Raw genomic sequence first — 15,291 nt, 5'->3', positions numbered from 1 at the left:
GCTCGCCGGTTGTGGCCGCTCGAGGCGCGCCCGAACGGCCACAACCGGCGAGCAGCGAGCGGTCCGCCGAGAGCGGGCCGGGAGTCGGCCTCGCGTATAGCACTCGACAACGGATCGTGTAAGCCCATAGGTCCCTTCGAATCTCGGGCTTTGACTGGAATCGTCCCGTCGACAAGCCACGGTGGCTGACCTGATCCGGCGGCGAACGAGGAGGTTGTCCATGTTCTTCCACCGTCAAGAGTTGCAGCACAAGGCGACGCCCGACGCACCGGATGCCGTCTACGCCCGCAAGCTGCAGGAGGTGCTCGGGGGGCAGTACGGCGAGATCACGGTGGCGCTCCAGTACCAGTTCCAAGCCTGGAACATGCACATCCCCGGCAAGTACCGGGACCTCGTCTTCGGCATCGGCGCAGAGGAGATGGGCCACGTCGAGATGCTGGCCATCATGATCGCTCAGTTGCTGGAGAAGGCGCCTCTGGGTGTCACGAAGGACGCCGTGCAGGATGACCCGACGGTGGCAGCGGTGGTCGGCGGCATGGACGTGCAGCACGCCATCGTCGCCGGGGCCGGTGCCCGTGCCGTGGACAGCAACGGCAACCCGTGGAGTGGCAGTTACCTGACCGGCAGCGGCAACCTGCTCGCCGACTTCACGGCGAACGCGAATGCCGAGATGCAGGGTCGTGTGCAGGTCGCTCGGCTGTACCACATGACCGACGATCACGGGGTGCGTGACCTGCTCTCGTTCCTGCTCGCCCGCGACACGATGCATCAGAACCAGTGGATGGCCGCTGCCGCCGAGCTTCGTGCAGAAGGGGCAGAGGACCTCCCCGTGCCCAGCAACTTCCCGCTCGGCAAGGAGGACCGGGACGTGGCGTACCAGTACCTGAACTTCAGCGACGGCGCGACAGCTGCCGACGGCACCTGGGCGAGCGGACCGACTCCAGACGGCAAGGGCGAGTTCAGCTACCACGACGGGCCGACCAGCTCGGTGCCGATGCCCCCGCCCACTCACCCGGACTCGCGGCTGTACGGCACCACTGAGCTGCCGAACATCGTGGAGAAGGCGGCCGGCCGCGTGCAGGACGCCCTGCACAAGGAATGAGCCGATGACGTCACTGCCGTCAGCCGCTACGGAGGGACTCAGGAGATGAGCGGGGACCCGGAGGTGCGTGGGAAGACAGTCGTCCTGATCGGAGCGTCGAGCGGGTTCGGTCGCGGGGCAGCGCTTCGATTGGCCGGGCTCGGAGCGAGTGTGGTGCTCGTCGCACGTCGCTTCGAGGCTCTGCTCGACCTGCAGCGAGAGATCGAGGGTCAGGGCGGGCAAGCCCTCGCCGTAGGGGCCGACGTCAGCGACCCGGTCGCAGTCGAAGCGGCTGCGGCTGCGGCGGTCGAGCGGTTCGGACGGATCGACGTGTGGGTGAACAACGCCGGCATCGTGGCGATCGGCCAGTTCTGGGACATCCCGATCCAGGACCACGCCAGGATCGTCGAGGTCAACCTCACGGGGTTGATCCACGGCGCTCACGCGGCGCTTCGTCGCTTCACGGCTCAGGGCGACGGCGTGCTGGTGAACGTGGGCTCGGTCGAAAGCGAGGTTCCGCTCGCGTTCCAGTCGAGCTATGCGGCGACCAAGGCGGGCGTTCTGAGCCTGAGCCGGTCCCTGAACGAGGAACTGAGGCTGGCCGGATACGGAGACACCATCAGGGTGGGAACGATCATGCCCTGGGCCGTCGACACGCCGTTGTGGTCTCATGCAGCCAACTACAGCGGGCGAACCCCGCGGATGGCCGCACTGGACGACCCCGAGATCGTGGTGGAGGCGATCGTCGCTGCGTGCACGGATCCGCAGGAGGAGCAGCGGGTGGGGTGGAAGGCGCAGGCGTCCACCCGGTCCCACGCTCTGTTTCCCGATACGACGGAACGCCTGTCGGCGAACCTCGTCGACAGGGAGTCGAAGAAGGGAAGCGCGGTTCCTCCCACCACGGGCGCTATCTACGAGCCGATGGCCGGTACGGCGCGGGTCGACGGTGGCGCCAGGGACCGCATGAGAGCCGAGGACGCCGGAGAACCGATCCCGGTGTCCGAGGAGGCGCACCCGTGATGGAACCGCGCCAGACGAGTGGAGAAGCAGGACTCCGGGTGGAACCGGAACCGATGTGAAGGAGGATCGCCATGCGGGCGATGGTGTACCGCGGGCCGTACAAGGTCCGCGTCGAGGAGAAGGAGATTCCGCGGATCGAGCATCCGAACGATGCGATCGTCAGGGTGGAGCTGGCAGCGATCTGCGGTTCCGACCTGCACCTGTATCACGGCATGATGCCCGATACGCGGGTCGGCCACACGTTCGGGCACGAGTTCATCGGGACAGTCACCGAGGTGGGCTCGTCGGTCGAGCGTCTGAAGCCGGGCGACCGGGTCATGGTGCCATTCAACATCTACTGCGGGACGTGCTACTTCTGCCAGCGGGGACTCTTCTCGAACTGCCACAACGTCAACCCGAATGCCACCGCGGTCGGTGGGATCTACGGATACTCGCACACCTGCGGCGGCTACGACGGCGGGCAATCGGAGTACGTGCGTGTGCCGTTCGCCGATGTCGGGCCGGGTCTCATTCCGGACTGGATGGATGACGAGGACGCGCTGCTGTGCACCGATGCGCTCGCAACGGGCTACTTCGGCGCACAACTCGCGGACATCGCCCAGGGCGACACCGTCGCGGTGTTCGGCGCCGGACCGGTCGGACTCTTCGCCGCGAAATCGGCCTGGCTCATGGGCGCCGGGCGCGTCATCGTGGTCGATCACCTCGACTACCGTCTCGAGAAGGCGCAGAGCTTCGCCCATGCCGAGACCGTCAACTTCGCCCAGGTCGATGATGTCATCGTCGAACTGAAGCACACCACGGACGGACTGGGCACGGATGCCGTCATCGATGCCGTGGGCGCCGAGGCCGACGGCAACTTCCTCCAGCACGTCACGGCGGCGAAGCTCAAGCTTCAGGGCGGATCACCGATCGCACTCAACTGGGCGATCGACTCGGTCAGGAAGGGCGGCACAGTCTCGGTCATGGGCGCATACGGGCCCATGTTCAGTGCGGTCAAGTTCGGCGACGCGATGAACAAGGGGCTGACGGTGCGCACCAACCAGTGCCCGGTCAAGCGGCAGTGGCCGCGATTGTTCGAGCACATCCAGAACGGCTACCTCAAGCCGAGCGACGTCATCACCCACCGCATCCCTCTCGAAGACATCGCCGAGGGGTATCACATGTTCTCAGCGAAACTCGATGGCTGCATCAAGCCCGTCATCACGCCGAACGCAGCGTAAGGAGCACGACATGCCGTACACATCCGCACCTCACGAGCACCACGTCGACGTCGACGAACTCCGCCGCGCGATCCCGGGCTGGGGAGTCGACCTCGACCCGATGAACCGCCCGGCCTTCCCCAGGGAGCAGAGGCAACCTGAAGGCACCGGCGCGCACGGGGACTTCCCACCTCGGCAGCCTGAGACGTCTCCCCGGGAACGATCGATCGAGCATACGCAGCTCCCGCCCGTCTTCGGAACCGCCCAACCGTTGAAGGGGGCATCCGGGATGATCCGCCGCATCAGCTACGCGCGATACAGCGAAGGCCGTGCCGCTCACTGGCTCCTGCTCATCCTGGGAGACCGTGTCGATGCGGTCGAGAGCCACCTGCGCTCCTTCGCGAGCGTGCGGCCGGACAACCCGATCACCGAGACCGGCGTGCTGAGCGAGTTGCGTCGGCACGGGTTCTCCTCCCGCTTCGGCACTCGCCGCGCCGACCGCACACATCAGTGGCTCGATCCGATCATCGTCGCGGGACCGTGGTTGCTCGCGGCCATCGCGACCACCGTGACGGCTCGCCGCATGGTCCGCGGGATCGCAGGGCGGTCCCGCTGACGGTGCCGCCAGTCGCACCAGTCGCGACCACGCGTGCCGCCGTCGAGGCGGCCGCTGACACCCCACCACACCCCCGAAGGGAGAACCCGTGCACACCACCACTCCGATGAACCAGGCCAAACGACCACGCACTCCCCTGGCCGGCCCCTATGGTCATCCGTTCCATCCGATCCTCGTCACCATCCCGATCGGCACCTGGATCGCGAGCCTCGTCTTCGACCTGATCGGCCTCGGGGCAGAGGATCCCGCACCGTTCGTCCTCGGAGCACAGGTGCTCATCGCCATCGGTGTCATCGGAGCGCTGCTCGCTGCGGTGCTGGGCTTCCTGGATTACCTCGTCATTCCCGCCGGCACTCGCGCCAAGCGGACCGCCCTCATCCACATGGCACTGAATCTCGGCGCCGTCGTGCTGTTCGCGGTCAACTACTGGGTGCGAGCGGCATCCGACCACGATGAGACGAATGTCGTCGGCCTGGTGCTCACCGTCGTCGGCCTGGCCGCGGTAGGAGTGTCGGGATGGCTTGGCGGAAAGCTCGCCTACAGCTACGGGGTGCGCGTGGCAGCGGAGGACGACAAGCAGGCCGAGGGCTTCCGGCGCTGACGGCCGGAGGAGGGCCGCGGCGTACGGAAACTCCGGTCATCCGCCCACCGCGGCGAGACGGTCTTCGAGCTCCCTGATCCGAGCTCGCAACGGGGCGACCCGCTGCTCCACCTCGTCGAGCGTGAAACGTCGGGGAATGTGCTGCGGGCAGTTCCAGTCGAAGGCGGTCACCGTCACCACGATGGCCGCCTCCACGACGGCGTCGTAGCCGGGAACCGCGACGGCGGAGACGAGAGCGGGGTCGTCTTCCACCCGGATCACCCGCGCCATGCCGAAGAGCTTGAGCCGTCGGCGTCTCGGGTAGTCCACTGCGATCATCGCGACGCGTCGGTCACCGACGAGATTGCCCGTCGAGACGTGTTGCAGGTTGCCCCTGAAATCGGCCCAGGCGATCGTGTTGTCGTCTCTCACCTGCAGGAAGCCGGGCGGCCCTCCGCGGAACTGCACGTACGGCCATCCGGTCTCGCCGACAGTGGAGAGATAGAAGCCGTCACGCTCGGTCAGGAAGGCCTTCTCCTGCGGACCGAGCGGGTCGAGCTGTTCCGAGCCGTCCGCCCGGCGGCTCATCCTGTCGTAGAACCCGGAACTGCCGTAGTCGGCCTGAACGCCCCGCACATCGTCGGTGAATGCGATGCATCCGTACTGTCTGCTCATCGACTGCTCCCCTGTTCCTCACGCCTGGAGTCGTCCGCTGATCTCGGTGCCGTGGGCGACTGCCTCGCTCCAGTCGGCCCGAGTGGGATGCGGGCGACGATGCGGGTTCCCCGACCCGGTCGACTCTCGATGCCGATCGTCCCGTTGCTCGCCTCGATGCGGTCCTTCAATCCGGTCAGGCCCGTCCCGTTCGACGGATCTGCGCCGCCTACCCCGTCGTCTTCGATCGCGAGGATCAACATCTCGGCATCCTCCGACAGCGTGCAGCGCACACCAACGCTCGTGGCCCCCGCATGCTTGACGGCATTCGTGATCGCTTCAGCGACGACGAAGTAGCCCGTCGTCTCGATGGCTGCAGGCAGCCGAGGAACATCGAGTTCGAGGTGCACGGGCGTCGGCACGTCGGCGACGAGCGATTCGATGCCTGCGGCGAGGCCGTTGCGCGTGAGTGCTGCGGGGAGGATGCCGCGCACGACGTCGCGGAGTTGACGGTTGGCGTCTTCCGCATTCGAGAGTGCGTCGGCGAGCAGTTCCGTGATGTCCTGTCCGGCGCGCGCGGAGTCACGGGCCAGCTTGAGCATCAGAATCGTGTGAACGAGACGTTGTTGGGCACCATCGTGAACGTCACGTTGGAGGCGTCTGCGAGCCTCGTCCGCCGCGGCGATCACGCGGGCACGGGACAGCGTGAGGCCGTCCCGATGATCGGCGTTGGCCACAGCCGCCGCCAGGAGGTCGGCGAACGGCTTGAGACGGTCCCGGCCATCGACGCGGCTGTGCGCATCCGACGTCACGGCGAGAGTCCCCCACCGCTCACCGTTGACCAGGATGGGCAACTCGGCACGATGGGCCCCTTCCTTCGGGAGCGGGGTGATCTCGGCGACCACGCGATCGTCGCCACCGCCGGCTGCCTGCACGATGGCAGCCGACGAGGCACCCACCACCCGAGCCGCTTCATCCACCACAGCATCGAAGACCGTCGGCAGGGGCGATTCCCGCGCGACGAGCTCCGCGACATGACGCAGTGCTGCCTGCTCATCGACGAGACGGCGCAGGCTCTCCCGGGCCTCCGTGTTCGCTATGGCCGACCAGGTGAGCTGGGCGAATCCCTCGAGTCTGCGCTCGGTGTCCGGGGGCAGCGGCCCGGTCGGCGACGTGGACACGAATGCGCCCCACAGGCGATCCTCGATGAGGATCGGAACCCCGACACCGGCACGGATGCCGTACCGGCGCACGATCTCCGCGCTCGGCAACGCATCGAAATCGTCGACCCGCACGGCGGACTTCGTGCGGGCGACGAGATCGGAGAGGGATCCTCGGGGGTGGCTCACCCGGACACCCGGCGGGACCGGGCCACCGTGGGTCGCGACCGCCACGATCGTGTCGGCATCCTCGAACTGGAGCAGCGTGATCTCCTGCCCGCCGAGCTGATCGGATGCAGCCCTGCAGATCGCGGCGAGGATGTCGTCCATCGGGCCCGCTCGCGGCACTCCCCGAGCCGCGACCTCGGCGATGCGTCGCAGCGACGCCTGCTCGCCGATGAGTTCGCTCAGCTGCTGCCGGTTCGTGACCGACAGCACGATCCGCCCGGTGACTTCGCTCAGATCGGTCAGATAGCGATCGGTCTGCCCGGGCAACACGGGAAGGGTCGTCTCGATCTCGAGGGCCCCGACCGAGTCGTGCTGCGCGGTCACGGGGAAGGTCACTGTCTCCGTCGGCCGGACGGGCGAATTGCCGATGGAGACGACGGGATTCCCCGCGGCGACCCTCACGCCTCCGACGAGCGTCAGGGTTGCGTGCTCGACTCCGTCCAGACTCGCCGCGTAGGTGACCATCCGCGCCGCGAGCTCGGCGAGCGACGCCGCGGCATCCTGCTGGATGGAGCGCATCGTCTCGTCGTGCTCGGCCACTCCGCGCAGCTGGTTGCGGGCTTCGATGCTGTCGAACGAAGCCGTCACGAGTTGGGCGAAGGCGGAGATGCGGCTCTCCGTCTCCGGCGGCAGCGGCCCGACTGCCGAGTTGATGAAGAACATCCCCCACACCCGACCTTCCACGACGATGGGGACTGCGACACCGGCGACATTGCCGAACCGCTTCGCCATTTCGGCGTCGGGCTGGCTCCGATAGTCGTCGACCCGGAACGGAACCCCGGTGCGGAGGACCCGGTCGGGCAGGGTGTCGGTCTCGAACACTATGCGCATGCCGGCTGTCGCCGGTCCGTCCGGAGACGCCAGCACCAGCAGCTCCCTCTGTCCGACGAACCGGGTGAGGGTCACAGGCAGGCCGTGCACCTGCCGTGATGCCTCGCGAACGATGATGGCGATGATGTCGACGTCGGCACCGGCGTGGGCTATCAGGTCGGCCACATCGCGGAGCGCTCGCTCCTTCTCGACGAGGCGCTTGATCTCCTCGCGTTCGACGTCGGTCCCGAAGATCGCCGGACGCAGTTCGACCCGGAGACGCGATGCGTGATCAGTGCTGTCGGACATGCGTCGCTTCAGGTTCGTTGAGCGGTCAGGTACCGGAGCACTGCCCGAACGCGACGGTGTTCGGCCCCGTCGGAGGTGATGGACAGCTTGCGGAAGACGGCGGTGACATGCTTCTCGACCGCAGCACTGCTGATCAGGAGCGCGTGTGCGATCCCCTGATTGGACAGCCCCTCGGCCATCGCAGCCAGAACGGCCCGTTCCCGGGGGGTCAGCGGCGCGAGCTCCTCGGGAATCGGCCGTGGGCGCAGCATGCGTGCGATCACCTCGGAATCCAGCGCGCTGCCGCCCCGCGCCACCCGGGTCACGGCTGAGACGAACTCGTCGATGTCCCCGACGCGTTCCTTCAAGAGGTAACCGACACCTTCCGGCCGGTCTCCGATCAGTTCGACGGCGAACTCGGGATCGCAGTACTGCGTGAGCAGCACCACCCCCATGTCCGGGATGCGCTCGCGCAGCTCGATCGCTGCGCGCAGTCCGTCGTCATCACGGTGCGGGGGCATCCGGATGTCGACAACGGCCACGTCCGGTCTGTGGACGAGTGTCTCCGTGAGGAAGTCGACGGCGTTGTCTGCCTCGGCGACGACGACCAGTCCCCCGTCGGTGAGGACCCTGACCACGCCCTGCCTGAACAGGAGATCATCCTCACCGACGCACACCCGCACGGGTTCACCCCGCCGGTGCTCAGTCACGATCTCGCCCCGTCACCGAGAACAGCGTCGAGCGCCGTGCTCGACAGCTCGGTCTTGGGGATGAACGCGAGCGCTCCGGCCGCGGTGGCGTTCCGGGTCGTCGTCGCGTCGCTGTCTGAGGAGACGAGCACGACGCGCATCCACCAGGGCGCACCGGTGAGGATCGCACTCAGCTCCAGCCCCGTGCCATCGGGAAGGCCGATGTCGACGAGCGCGACGTCGGAAGGTGATTCCGCCACTCGCTGCAATGCCTCGATCACACTGCCTGCCTCACTTTCGGGTCGATATCCCCAGATAGTGAGCATTCTCCTCGCCAAGTCGCGGAACCGTGCATCGTCATCGACGATCAGAACTGTCACGGCCATGCTCCCATCGTCCAACCAGCCGACCGCCCGGACTGTAGGGTTTGCCGGAAATCTTCTCGGGTTTGCCGTGATGTGGTGCCTGCGAGACCGGCACAGGCTGACTGTGTCACCCATCCACTGCCCCAGGAGATCATTGTGAGCACCGTCACCGTCGGCGAGGAGAACTCCGCCCCGATCGAGTTGTACTACGAGGATCAGGGCACCGGCCGGCCGGTCGTGCTCCTCGCGGGCTGGCCGTTCGACGCCCGCTCGTGGGAACCGCAACTCCATCCGCTGCTCGACGCGGGCTACAGGGTGATCGCCTACGACCGCCGCGGCTTCGGGCGATCGAGCGCGCCCATCACTGGCTACGACTTCGACACGCTGAGTGCCGATCTGGACGTCGTGATGCGAACCCTGGACCTCCGCGACGCCACCATCGTCGGCTTCTCACTGGGCACCGGCGAGGTGGTACGGTACATCGGGAAGTTCGGCACGGAGCGACTGACCAGCGCCGTGATGATCGAGAGCCTCACTCCGACCTTCGCCCTCACCCCGGAGAACCCGAAGGGCGTGGACGCCTCCGGTGTCGCCGGCGTGCAGCAGGCCATCCTCGACGACCGATTCGCCTGGCTCACCGGGATGATGGGCAATTTCCTCAATCTCGATGACTACCAGGGCACCCTCGTCAGCGAGGACACGGTTCGAGCGATGTGGTCTGCCGGCGCGGATGCGTCTCCCTACGCGACCTGGGCGTGCCCGCAGACCTGGCTGGAGGACTTCTCCGCCGACCTGGAGAAGTTCGATGTTCCCGCGCTCATCGTGCACGGGACAGCGGACCGCATCCTGTCGATCGACGGCCAGGGACGACGGGCCCACGAAGCCCTGCCTGCGGCGCGCTACGTCGAGATCGACGGCGGACCGCACATCAATCCCGTCACGCACACAGCCGAGGTGAACCGCGAGCTCCTGCGATTCCTCGCCGATCCGTCCTGACCGGCGCGGGTGGACCAGCAGCCATGTTCGAGAAGTTCACGAACCGTCTCGTCGATGTTCCGCGCGGCAGCATCAACACCCTGACGGGTGGGGACGGTCCTCCGCTCCTGCTTCTGCACGGGTATCCGCAGACGCACGTGATGTGGCACGCGGTCGTCGACCATCTGACCGACGACCACACCGTCGTCGTGGTCGACCTCCCCGGCTACGGGCGGTCCTTCCGTCCTGAGACGGTCACCGATCACAGCACCTACTCGAAGCGGGCCATCGGCGATGACCTGGTCGAGGTGATGGGAGATCTCGGCTTCCCCTCGTTCGCCGTGGCCGGGCACGACCGCGGCGGCCGCATCGCCTACCGGATGGCGCTGGACCATCCTGAGGTGATCTCGGCCGGCGGGGCGTTCGACGTGGTCCCGACCGGTGAGGTCTGGTCACGTGCAGACGCGCAGATGGCGTTGACGTACTGGCATTGGGCCTTCCTGGCGCAGCCGGCGCCCCTCCCCGAGGATCTCATCAACGCGCGCCCTGACGCCTTCTTCGAGCACCACGTCCGGATGCTGGGGCTCGGTCGCGCGGAAGGCCGGTACCCCTCGGAACACATGGCGCAGTATCGGGCGATACTCGACGATCCGACAGTCGTGCACGGGATCTGCGAGGACTACCGGGCCGGCGCAGGCATCGACCGCGAACACGACGATGTCGACTCGGCCCACGGGCGTCGGATCGGCTGTCCCATGCTCGTGCTCTGGAGCGCGTCGGGTGCGCTGCCCAGGTTCTACGGCGATGTCGCTGCCGTCTGGCGACCCTGGACAACCGACCTCCGCGCCCGGGGCCTCGACGCCGGACACTTCCTGGTCGAGGATCAGCCGGAGCAGGTGGCGCAGGAGCTCCTCGATCTCCTGCGGAGCATCCCCGCATCGACATCCGCATCCGCCTAGCGTGGTGATGCGATGACCTCCGTTGCCGGCCAGCGCATCCCTCCTCGGATACCCCTGAACACGCTGGCCATTCCATTCGGGCTCGTGGGTCTCGCCGGCTGCTGGTCCTCTGCCGCAGCGGCGTTCGGATGGCCGCGCTGGAGCGCTGAACCGTTCTGGATTCTGGCCGGATGCGCGCTGATCTGGCTGCTCATCGCACACGCTGTCCGCGGGCACCGCGCTGCCGAGACGGTACTCGTTCAGCTTCGCGAGCCGGCCCAAGGACCGGTTGCGGCCATCGTTCCCATCACCATCATGCTGTTCGGAGCGCACCTGGTTCCGACCCTGCCGACAGTCGGCACGATCCTCGTGTACGCGGGAGCCGCGGGATCGGCGCTGTTCGGCGCGTGGCTGATCGCCCAGTGGATCCGGAGGCCGGTCCCGGCCCGGTCCATCCACGGCGGATTCCTCCTTCCCACCGTGGCCGCCGGGTTCATCGGGGCGGAAGCCGCCGCGGTGATCGGAAACACCGACCTGGCGATGGCCGCATTCGGGATGGGGGCGCTGTTCTGGGTGGTGGTCTTCACGATCGTGCTCGCCCGCCTCGCCGTGGTCGATCCCCTGCCGGATCCCCTGATGCCGACACTGGCGATCCTCGCGGCTCCGCCTGCCGTCGGCGGCATGGCCTGGCTCGCGCTGAACGGGCGGGTGATCGATGTGCTCACCGTGGTCCTGTTCGGATCGACGGTCTTCATGGTGCTCATCCAGCTCGCCCTGCTGCCGACCTACCGTCGGTTGACCTTCTCGCTCGGCTTCTGGTCGTTCACCTTCTCGACTGCCGCCATCGCCAGCCAGATCATCATCCTCTCCGGCCTGTCCCGCTTCGCGGGCTGGCAGGTCGTCGTCGTCATCGCGCTCGGCATCGTCTCGATCCTCATCCTCTCGATCGCGGTGAGATCCGTTGCGGAGTGGCGCAGCCGCGCTCGAGGAACCGGAGACGACGTGGCTCGACTGGCGGCGGCCGATGCGGCTGTCGAGCGCACAGCATCCGACACGCCATCACAGGACGAGCGCAGCGCTCCCACATCGGAGGTGACCCATGAGCACTGAAGCCACGGACCGAGTCGCAGAGGGGTATGCCGTCCTGGGAGGCCGCGACCCGATTCTGGGCGGATTGATCACCAGGGTCGGCACTCCCGACCCGTTCGCCTTCCCCGACGGAGGTCGCACAGCAGGCGACAACTTCGCGGGAATGGCACTGCACATCGTGGCCCAGCAGATCTCGATCACGGTGGCTCTGGTCATCTACGACCGGCTCGTCGTCGTACTCGGCGGAGCGCCGACCCCAGCCGGGGTGCTCGCCCTCGACGTCGACGCGATGCGGGCGCTCGGGATGTCCCACTCCAAAGCGGCCTACCTGCGCAACCTCGCAACCGCTGTGGCGACGGGTGACATCGCGATCGACGACCTCGATGCCGTGAGCGATGGCGACGTCACCGCGGCCCTCACCGGCGTGAAAGGCATCGGGCCCTGGAGTGCGGAGATGTTCCTCATCCACCAGTTGCGGCGCGTCGACGTCCTGCCGGCGGGAGACCTCGGCATCCGCATGGCAGTGCAACGCGCCTATGGCCTGCCCGACGTGCCCCTGATCGAGCAGGTCCGTCAGCGGGGTGCGGAGTGGTCGCCATACCGGACCCTCGCCTCGACCCTCCTCTGGCACTCGCTGAAGTGACGCGAAGCGGGGTGCACGGATGGTGCGTCCCTACAGCCGCCGGATGTTCTTGATGCCGCGCATCCGGCGGGATCACTGCTCCAGGGTGGCGATGGGCTTGCCCGTCTCCACGATGTAGGTCGACAGCATCCGCCCCGTGTCCGGGCCGAGGTCCGTCGCATTGTGCGGGACTCCCGGAGGGATGAGGAACCCGTCGCCTGCGCTGAGAATCTGCGTGGCTCCGTCTTCGCGTTCCATCCGCACCTTGCCGGCGACGATGTAGCCCACCTCCTCGCCGGGGTGGTGATGCCAGCCCGATGAGACGTCGACCGGGATCTCGGTGAGCACCTGGACGATGTCGCGTCCGGGAATGGAGGACGAGCTGTGCTGGATCTCGGTGCGCTTGAGCCTCCCCCTCAGTTCGTCGGCATCCACGTCGGGACGATCGGGAGAAGACTGTGACTCGTTCATGGCGATTTCCTTTGCTCGCTGACTCGGGGGTGACGTCTCCGACCTGGTCGCGTTCGTTGTGGCCGGCCGGAACGCGTTCAATCGCGGGCGGTCGCTTCCGCGGCCTCGCGGATGAGGTCGAACACCTGGGCGGCTTCCGGGATGCCGACAGTGTGCGATCCCCCGGCGAGCTCGATGGTCTTCCGGGCACCGGCACGTTCGGCCATGAAATGGTGCACGGCGGCAGGGATGTTCTTGTCGAGCTCGCCGAAGAGGAACCAGGATGGAATCGACTTCCAGGCGGGCTCGCCGGACGCCTCTCCGAACGCGGACTCCAGGATCGGGCGTTGCGTCACCGCCATCACCGACGCCACCTCCGCCGACGAATCCGCGGCGAACTGCGCGCGATAGTCGTCCTGCTTGATGTACAGGTCCACCCCTCCGTCTGCCAACGGGACCTGTGTGAGAGTCTCCGCCAGCGTGGATCCGGGGAGCTTCCCGGCGAGATCCCCCGGCGTCTCACCAGCGTCGGGCGCGAAGGCTCCGATGTACACGAGGGCCTTCACCTGCTGGTTGCCGGTCCCGCCGCCGCTGATCACGGTGCCGCCGTAGGAATGACCCACGAGCACGATGTCGCCACTGATGTCGGCGAGCGTGGCGCGCAGGTAGTCCGAGTCGAAGCTGACACCGCGAAGCGGATTCGCCACGGCGATGGCGGGGAAACCGTCATCCAGCAGCCTCGTGATCACCCCGCTCCAACTCGACGACTCAGCGAAGGCGCCGTGCACCAGCACGACCGTCGGCTTGGATTCGGACTGTTCGGTGATGCTCATCTCTTCGTCTCCTCCGAGGCAGCGCAGCGGCCGCCGTCATGATGCACGAGTGCCGCTCCCGTCGCGCCGTCGACAGGCTCTCGGGATGACTCGCTCGAGTGTCCTCTGAGCCTCCTCGGCCATGCCACGAAGCGCGCGCCGGGCAGCCGGAGAAGATTTCCGGAGAACCCCACGGTTCGCGAGCTCTCGACCTCGTCTGCCCGGACCAAGCGCACACGTCGTAGGGTGCCTACTATGGCTCGCTGGACTGTCGAACGGGTGGCGCGGCGCGGCGCCAGGTCAGCATCGGGGCGATTCGCCATGCGCGTCGCTCGCGATCTCGGCCGCATGCAATTCGTCGATCGGGGGATGACCCTCGCTGCCCACGCGTTCACCGCGATCCTGCCGATCCTCATCGTCGCCGGCGCCGTGCGGGCGAGCCTCAGCCCGGAGAGCGGGCCGATCTTCGCCGAACATCTCGGTCTCAACAGCGTCACGGCGGAGATCCTTCAGAAGTCACTGCCCGGTGGAGCTCAGGAGTTGCGGGCGACGGGAGTGATCGGGGTGGTGCTCCTCGTCATCGCGGCGACCTCGTTCTCGCGAGCCCTCGAGCGCACCCTGCACACGATCTGGCACACCCCGCCCGCCGGGATCAGGTTCGGGTGGCGGTGGGTCGCGGGCATCGTCATCGTGGTCGTCGGAATCGGCCTCGTGGTCGCCGCTCGAACCATATTGCGAGGAGACGGCGTGATTCCGCTCCTCGAGTTCATCACCGAGGCGGCCATCTGGAGCACCCTGTGGTGGGTGACGTCGTGGATCGTGATCGATCGACTCGTCAGCCTGCGAGACCTCCTGCCGGGGTCCCTTCTCGCCGGAGTCGGCTTCGCCGCAGCCGGAGTTGTCGGCCGTCTGTTCCTTCCGCCGATTCTCGCAGACTCCGCCATGCGATTCGGCGTGCTCGGCATGGCCTTCACCTATATCGGGTGGCTGCTGGTGCTGTCCTGCATCCTGCTGATCGCGGTGACCGTGGGGCGCACCGCGAGCCTGACCCTCGCCGGCCGAGCCTGGCGCAGGTCCAGTGGCGTGCCTCATACCGGCAGGTAGCGTCCGCTGCACGGACTCGGAATCCGGCACTGACAGAAAAGACCCCTGAGAACGTGATGTTCATCAGGGGCTTCGGTGGATCTGAGGGGACTCGAACCCCTGACCCCCTGCATGCCATGCAGGTGCGCTACCAGCTGCGCCACAGACCCGTTCTCTTCCGGATTCCTCCGGAAGCAACTTGATTAGATTACTACACTCGCGAGGCGGTGTGAAATCGAGCCGACTCAGTCGCGCGTGTCGTGGACGGGCAGCTCGAGGGGCACCACGGGGCAGTCCTTCCAGAGGCGCTCGAGCGCGTAGTACTGGCGATCCTCCTGGTGGAAGACATGCACGACGATGTCGCCGAAGTCCAGCAGGATCCAGCGTCCGTCCGATCGACCCTCGCGGCGGATGCTCTTCACACCGGCGGCGAGGAGCTCGTCCTCGACGGCACCGGCGATGGCGACGACGTTGCGCTCGGAATTTCCGGTGACGATGAGGAATGCGTCGACGAAGGGCAGCGGGCCGGAGGTGTCGAGACCGACGAGGTCCTCACCCGACTTCGAGTCGGCCGCACGGGCGGCGATGTTCAGGAGTTCGATGGCGCGTTCGGTGGCAGGCATGAGGAGATT

17 protein-coding genes and 1 tRNA gene are annotated in these 15,291 nt (G+C 67.1%); 10 read left to right on the top strand and 8 right to left on the bottom strand.

Going from position 1 to position 15,291, the window contains the following annotated elements:
* Window positions 1–220: 220 nt before the first annotated feature.
* The 5 genes from ASC59_RS03510 to ASC59_RS03490 all read left to right on the top strand — a co-directional run bounded on the left by ASC59_RS03510 (window position 221) and on the right by ASC59_RS03490 (window position 4,517).
* Window positions 221–1,102, top strand: coding sequence for a manganese catalase family protein (locus ASC59_RS03510; RefSeq protein WP_055818402.1), 882 nt, complete (start codon window positions 221–223; stop codon window positions 1,100–1,102).
* 45 nt (window positions 1,103–1,147) lie between these two features.
* On the top strand, window positions 1,148–2,101 hold the full coding sequence (locus ASC59_RS03505; RefSeq protein WP_055818400.1) for an SDR family NAD(P)-dependent oxidoreductase: 954 nt from the start codon (window positions 1,148–1,150) through the stop codon (window positions 2,099–2,101).
* 71 nt (window positions 2,102–2,172) lie between these two features.
* Window positions 2,173–3,321: a zinc-dependent alcohol dehydrogenase gene (locus ASC59_RS03500; RefSeq protein WP_055818398.1), complete on the top strand. Its 1,149-nt coding sequence runs from the start codon at window positions 2,173–2,175 to the stop codon at window positions 3,319–3,321.
* A gap of 10 nt (window positions 3,322–3,331) precedes the next feature.
* A complete protein-coding gene (locus ASC59_RS03495; protein ID WP_055818396.1) occupies window positions 3,332–3,916 on the top strand; it encodes a hypothetical protein in 585 nt (194 codons plus the stop codon).
* An 88-nt stretch (window positions 3,917–4,004) separates the two neighbouring features.
* Window positions 4,005–4,517, top strand: coding sequence for a DUF2231 domain-containing protein (locus ASC59_RS03490; RefSeq protein ID WP_235492559.1), 513 nt, complete (start codon window positions 4,005–4,007; stop codon window positions 4,515–4,517).
* 36 nt (window positions 4,518–4,553) lie between these two features.
* Here ASC59_RS03490 and ASC59_RS03485 read toward each other — a convergent pair whose 3' ends face one another.
* Genes ASC59_RS03485 through ASC59_RS03470 form a run of 4 tightly spaced genes read right to left on the bottom strand, consistent with a single transcriptional unit; the run spans window position 4,554 to window position 8,711 of the window.
* Window positions 4,554–5,171, bottom strand: a complete 618-nt coding sequence (locus tag ASC59_RS03485; RefSeq protein ID WP_055818394.1) for a pyridoxamine 5'-phosphate oxidase family protein — start codon at window positions 5,169–5,171, stop codon at window positions 4,554–4,556.
* Window positions 5,168–7,657, bottom strand: a complete 2,490-nt coding sequence (locus ASC59_RS03480) for a GAF domain-containing sensor histidine kinase (RefSeq protein WP_055818391.1) — start codon at window positions 7,655–7,657, stop codon at window positions 5,168–5,170. The genes ASC59_RS03485 and ASC59_RS03480 overlap by 4 nt, the downstream gene beginning before the upstream one ends.
* 8 nt (window positions 7,658–7,665) lie before the next feature.
* Entirely contained in the window at window positions 7,666–8,346 is a 681-nt protein-coding gene (locus tag ASC59_RS03475; RefSeq protein ID WP_082513367.1) for a response regulator transcription factor, read from the bottom strand.
* Window positions 8,343–8,711 (bottom strand): response regulator, encoded by a 369-nt coding sequence (locus ASC59_RS03470; RefSeq protein WP_055818388.1) that lies wholly within the window; start codon window positions 8,709–8,711, stop codon window positions 8,343–8,345. Before ASC59_RS03470 ends, ASC59_RS03475 begins: the two co-directional genes overlap by 4 nt.
* A gap of 135 nt (window positions 8,712–8,846) precedes the next feature.
* On the opposite strand from ASC59_RS03470, the gene ASC59_RS03465 reads away from it, so the two are divergent.
* The 4 genes from ASC59_RS03465 to ASC59_RS03450 are packed head-to-tail and all read left to right on the top strand — an operon-like array spanning window position 8,847 to window position 12,335.
* Window positions 8,847–9,686: an alpha/beta fold hydrolase gene (locus tag ASC59_RS03465; protein WP_055818386.1), complete on the top strand. Its 840-nt coding sequence runs from the start codon at window positions 8,847–8,849 to the stop codon at window positions 9,684–9,686.
* A 23-nt stretch (window positions 9,687–9,709) separates the two neighbouring features.
* Window positions 9,710–10,624: an alpha/beta fold hydrolase gene (locus ASC59_RS03460; RefSeq protein ID WP_055818384.1), complete on the top strand. Its 915-nt coding sequence runs from the start codon at window positions 9,710–9,712 to the stop codon at window positions 10,622–10,624.
* Between the two features lie 12 nt (window positions 10,625–10,636).
* Window positions 10,637–11,713 carry a hypothetical protein gene (locus ASC59_RS03455; protein ID WP_055818382.1) on the top strand — a complete coding sequence of 359 codons (1,077 nt, stop codon included), beginning with the start codon at window positions 10,637–10,639 and terminating at the stop codon, window positions 11,711–11,713.
* The gene (locus ASC59_RS03450) at window positions 11,703–12,335 is read left to right on the top strand and encodes a DNA-3-methyladenine glycosylase family protein (RefSeq protein ID WP_055818380.1); all 633 of its coding nucleotides are present in this window, start codon (window positions 11,703–11,705) and stop codon (window positions 12,333–12,335) included. The genes ASC59_RS03455 and ASC59_RS03450 overlap by 11 nt, the downstream gene beginning before the upstream one ends.
* 72 nt (window positions 12,336–12,407) lie before the next feature.
* On the opposite strand, the gene ASC59_RS03445 is transcribed toward ASC59_RS03450, so the two are convergent.
* Together ASC59_RS03445 and ASC59_RS03440 are read right to left on the bottom strand one after the other, a co-directional pair.
* The gene (locus ASC59_RS03445) at window positions 12,408–12,785 is read right to left on the bottom strand and encodes a cupin domain-containing protein (protein ID WP_055818379.1); all 378 of its coding nucleotides are present in this window, start codon (window positions 12,783–12,785) and stop codon (window positions 12,408–12,410) included.
* Window positions 12,786–12,862: 77 nt separating this feature from the next.
* Window positions 12,863–13,597: an alpha/beta fold hydrolase gene (locus tag ASC59_RS03440; RefSeq protein ID WP_055818377.1), complete on the bottom strand. Its 735-nt coding sequence runs from the start codon at window positions 13,595–13,597 to the stop codon at window positions 12,863–12,865.
* A 234-nt stretch (window positions 13,598–13,831) separates the two neighbouring features.
* Here ASC59_RS03440 and ASC59_RS03435 point away from each other — a divergent pair, with 234 nt between their 5' ends.
* Window positions 13,832–14,680 carry a YhjD/YihY/BrkB family envelope integrity protein gene (locus ASC59_RS03435; RefSeq protein WP_082513365.1) on the top strand — a complete coding sequence of 283 codons (849 nt, stop codon included), beginning with the start codon at window positions 13,832–13,834 and terminating at the stop codon, window positions 14,678–14,680.
* 76 nt (window positions 14,681–14,756) lie between these two features.
* Here ASC59_RS03435 and ASC59_RS03430 read toward each other — a convergent pair.
* Both ASC59_RS03430 and rsfS read right to left on the bottom strand, forming a co-directional pair.
* Window positions 14,757–14,829: transfer RNA gene (locus tag ASC59_RS03430), tRNA-Ala, on the bottom strand.
* 75 nt (window positions 14,830–14,904) lie between these two features.
* Complete coding sequence (gene rsfS, locus ASC59_RS03425; protein ID WP_055818372.1) at window positions 14,905–15,282, bottom strand: ribosome silencing factor; 378 nt, start codon at window positions 15,280–15,282, stop codon at window positions 14,905–14,907.
* Between the last annotated feature and the right edge of the window lie 9 nt (window positions 15,283–15,291).

Origin of the sequence: Leifsonia sp. Root1293 (assembly GCF_001425325.1) — a bacterium.
GTDB lineage: Bacteria > Actinomycetota > Actinomycetes > Actinomycetales > Microbacteriaceae > Orlajensenia.
The sequence above is the reverse complement of the archived record's forward strand: the minus strand, read 5'-3'. Positions and strand labels throughout refer to the sequence as shown.

Bases quoted from the DNA above. Each gene is read 5' to 3' on its own strand.
- ASC59_RS03460 (WP_055818384.1), top strand. From the start codon at position 9,710: ATGTTCGAGAAGTTCACGAACCGTCTCGTCGATGTTCCGCGCGGCAGC.
- ASC59_RS03470 (WP_055818388.1), bottom strand. From the start codon at position 8,711: ATGGCCGTGACAGTTCTGATCGTCGATGACGATGCACGGTTCCGCGAC.
- ASC59_RS03485 (WP_055818394.1), bottom strand. From the start codon at position 5,171: ATGAGCAGACAGTACGGATGCATCGCATTCACCGACGATGTGCGGGGC.
- ASC59_RS03510 (WP_055818402.1), top strand. From the start codon at position 221: ATGTTCTTCCACCGTCAAGAGTTGCAGCACAAGGCGACGCCCGACGCA.
- ASC59_RS03505 (WP_055818400.1), top strand. From the start codon at position 1,148: ATGAGCGGGGACCCGGAGGTGCGTGGGAAGACAGTCGTCCTGATCGGA.
- ASC59_RS03480 (WP_055818391.1), bottom strand. From the start codon at position 7,657: ATGTCCGACAGCACTGATCACGCATCGCGTCTCCGGGTCGAACTGCGT.
- ASC59_RS03455 (WP_055818382.1), top strand. From the start codon at position 10,637: ATGACCTCCGTTGCCGGCCAGCGCATCCCTCCTCGGATACCCCTGAAC.
- ASC59_RS03500 (WP_055818398.1), top strand. From the start codon at position 2,173: ATGCGGGCGATGGTGTACCGCGGGCCGTACAAGGTCCGCGTCGAGGAG.
- rsfS (WP_055818372.1), bottom strand. From the start codon at position 15,282: ATGCCTGCCACCGAACGCGCCATCGAACTCCTGAACATCGCCGCCCGT.
- ASC59_RS03495 (WP_055818396.1), top strand. From the start codon at position 3,332: ATGCCGTACACATCCGCACCTCACGAGCACCACGTCGACGTCGACGAA.
- ASC59_RS03440 (WP_055818377.1), bottom strand. From the start codon at position 13,597: ATGAGCATCACCGAACAGTCCGAATCCAAGCCGACGGTCGTGCTGGTG.
- ASC59_RS03445 (WP_055818379.1), bottom strand. From the start codon at position 12,785: ATGAACGAGTCACAGTCTTCTCCCGATCGTCCCGACGTGGATGCCGAC.
- ASC59_RS03450 (WP_055818380.1), top strand. From the start codon at position 11,703: ATGAGCACTGAAGCCACGGACCGAGTCGCAGAGGGGTATGCCGTCCTG.
- ASC59_RS03435 (WP_082513365.1), top strand. From the start codon at position 13,832: ATGGCTCGCTGGACTGTCGAACGGGTGGCGCGGCGCGGCGCCAGGTCA.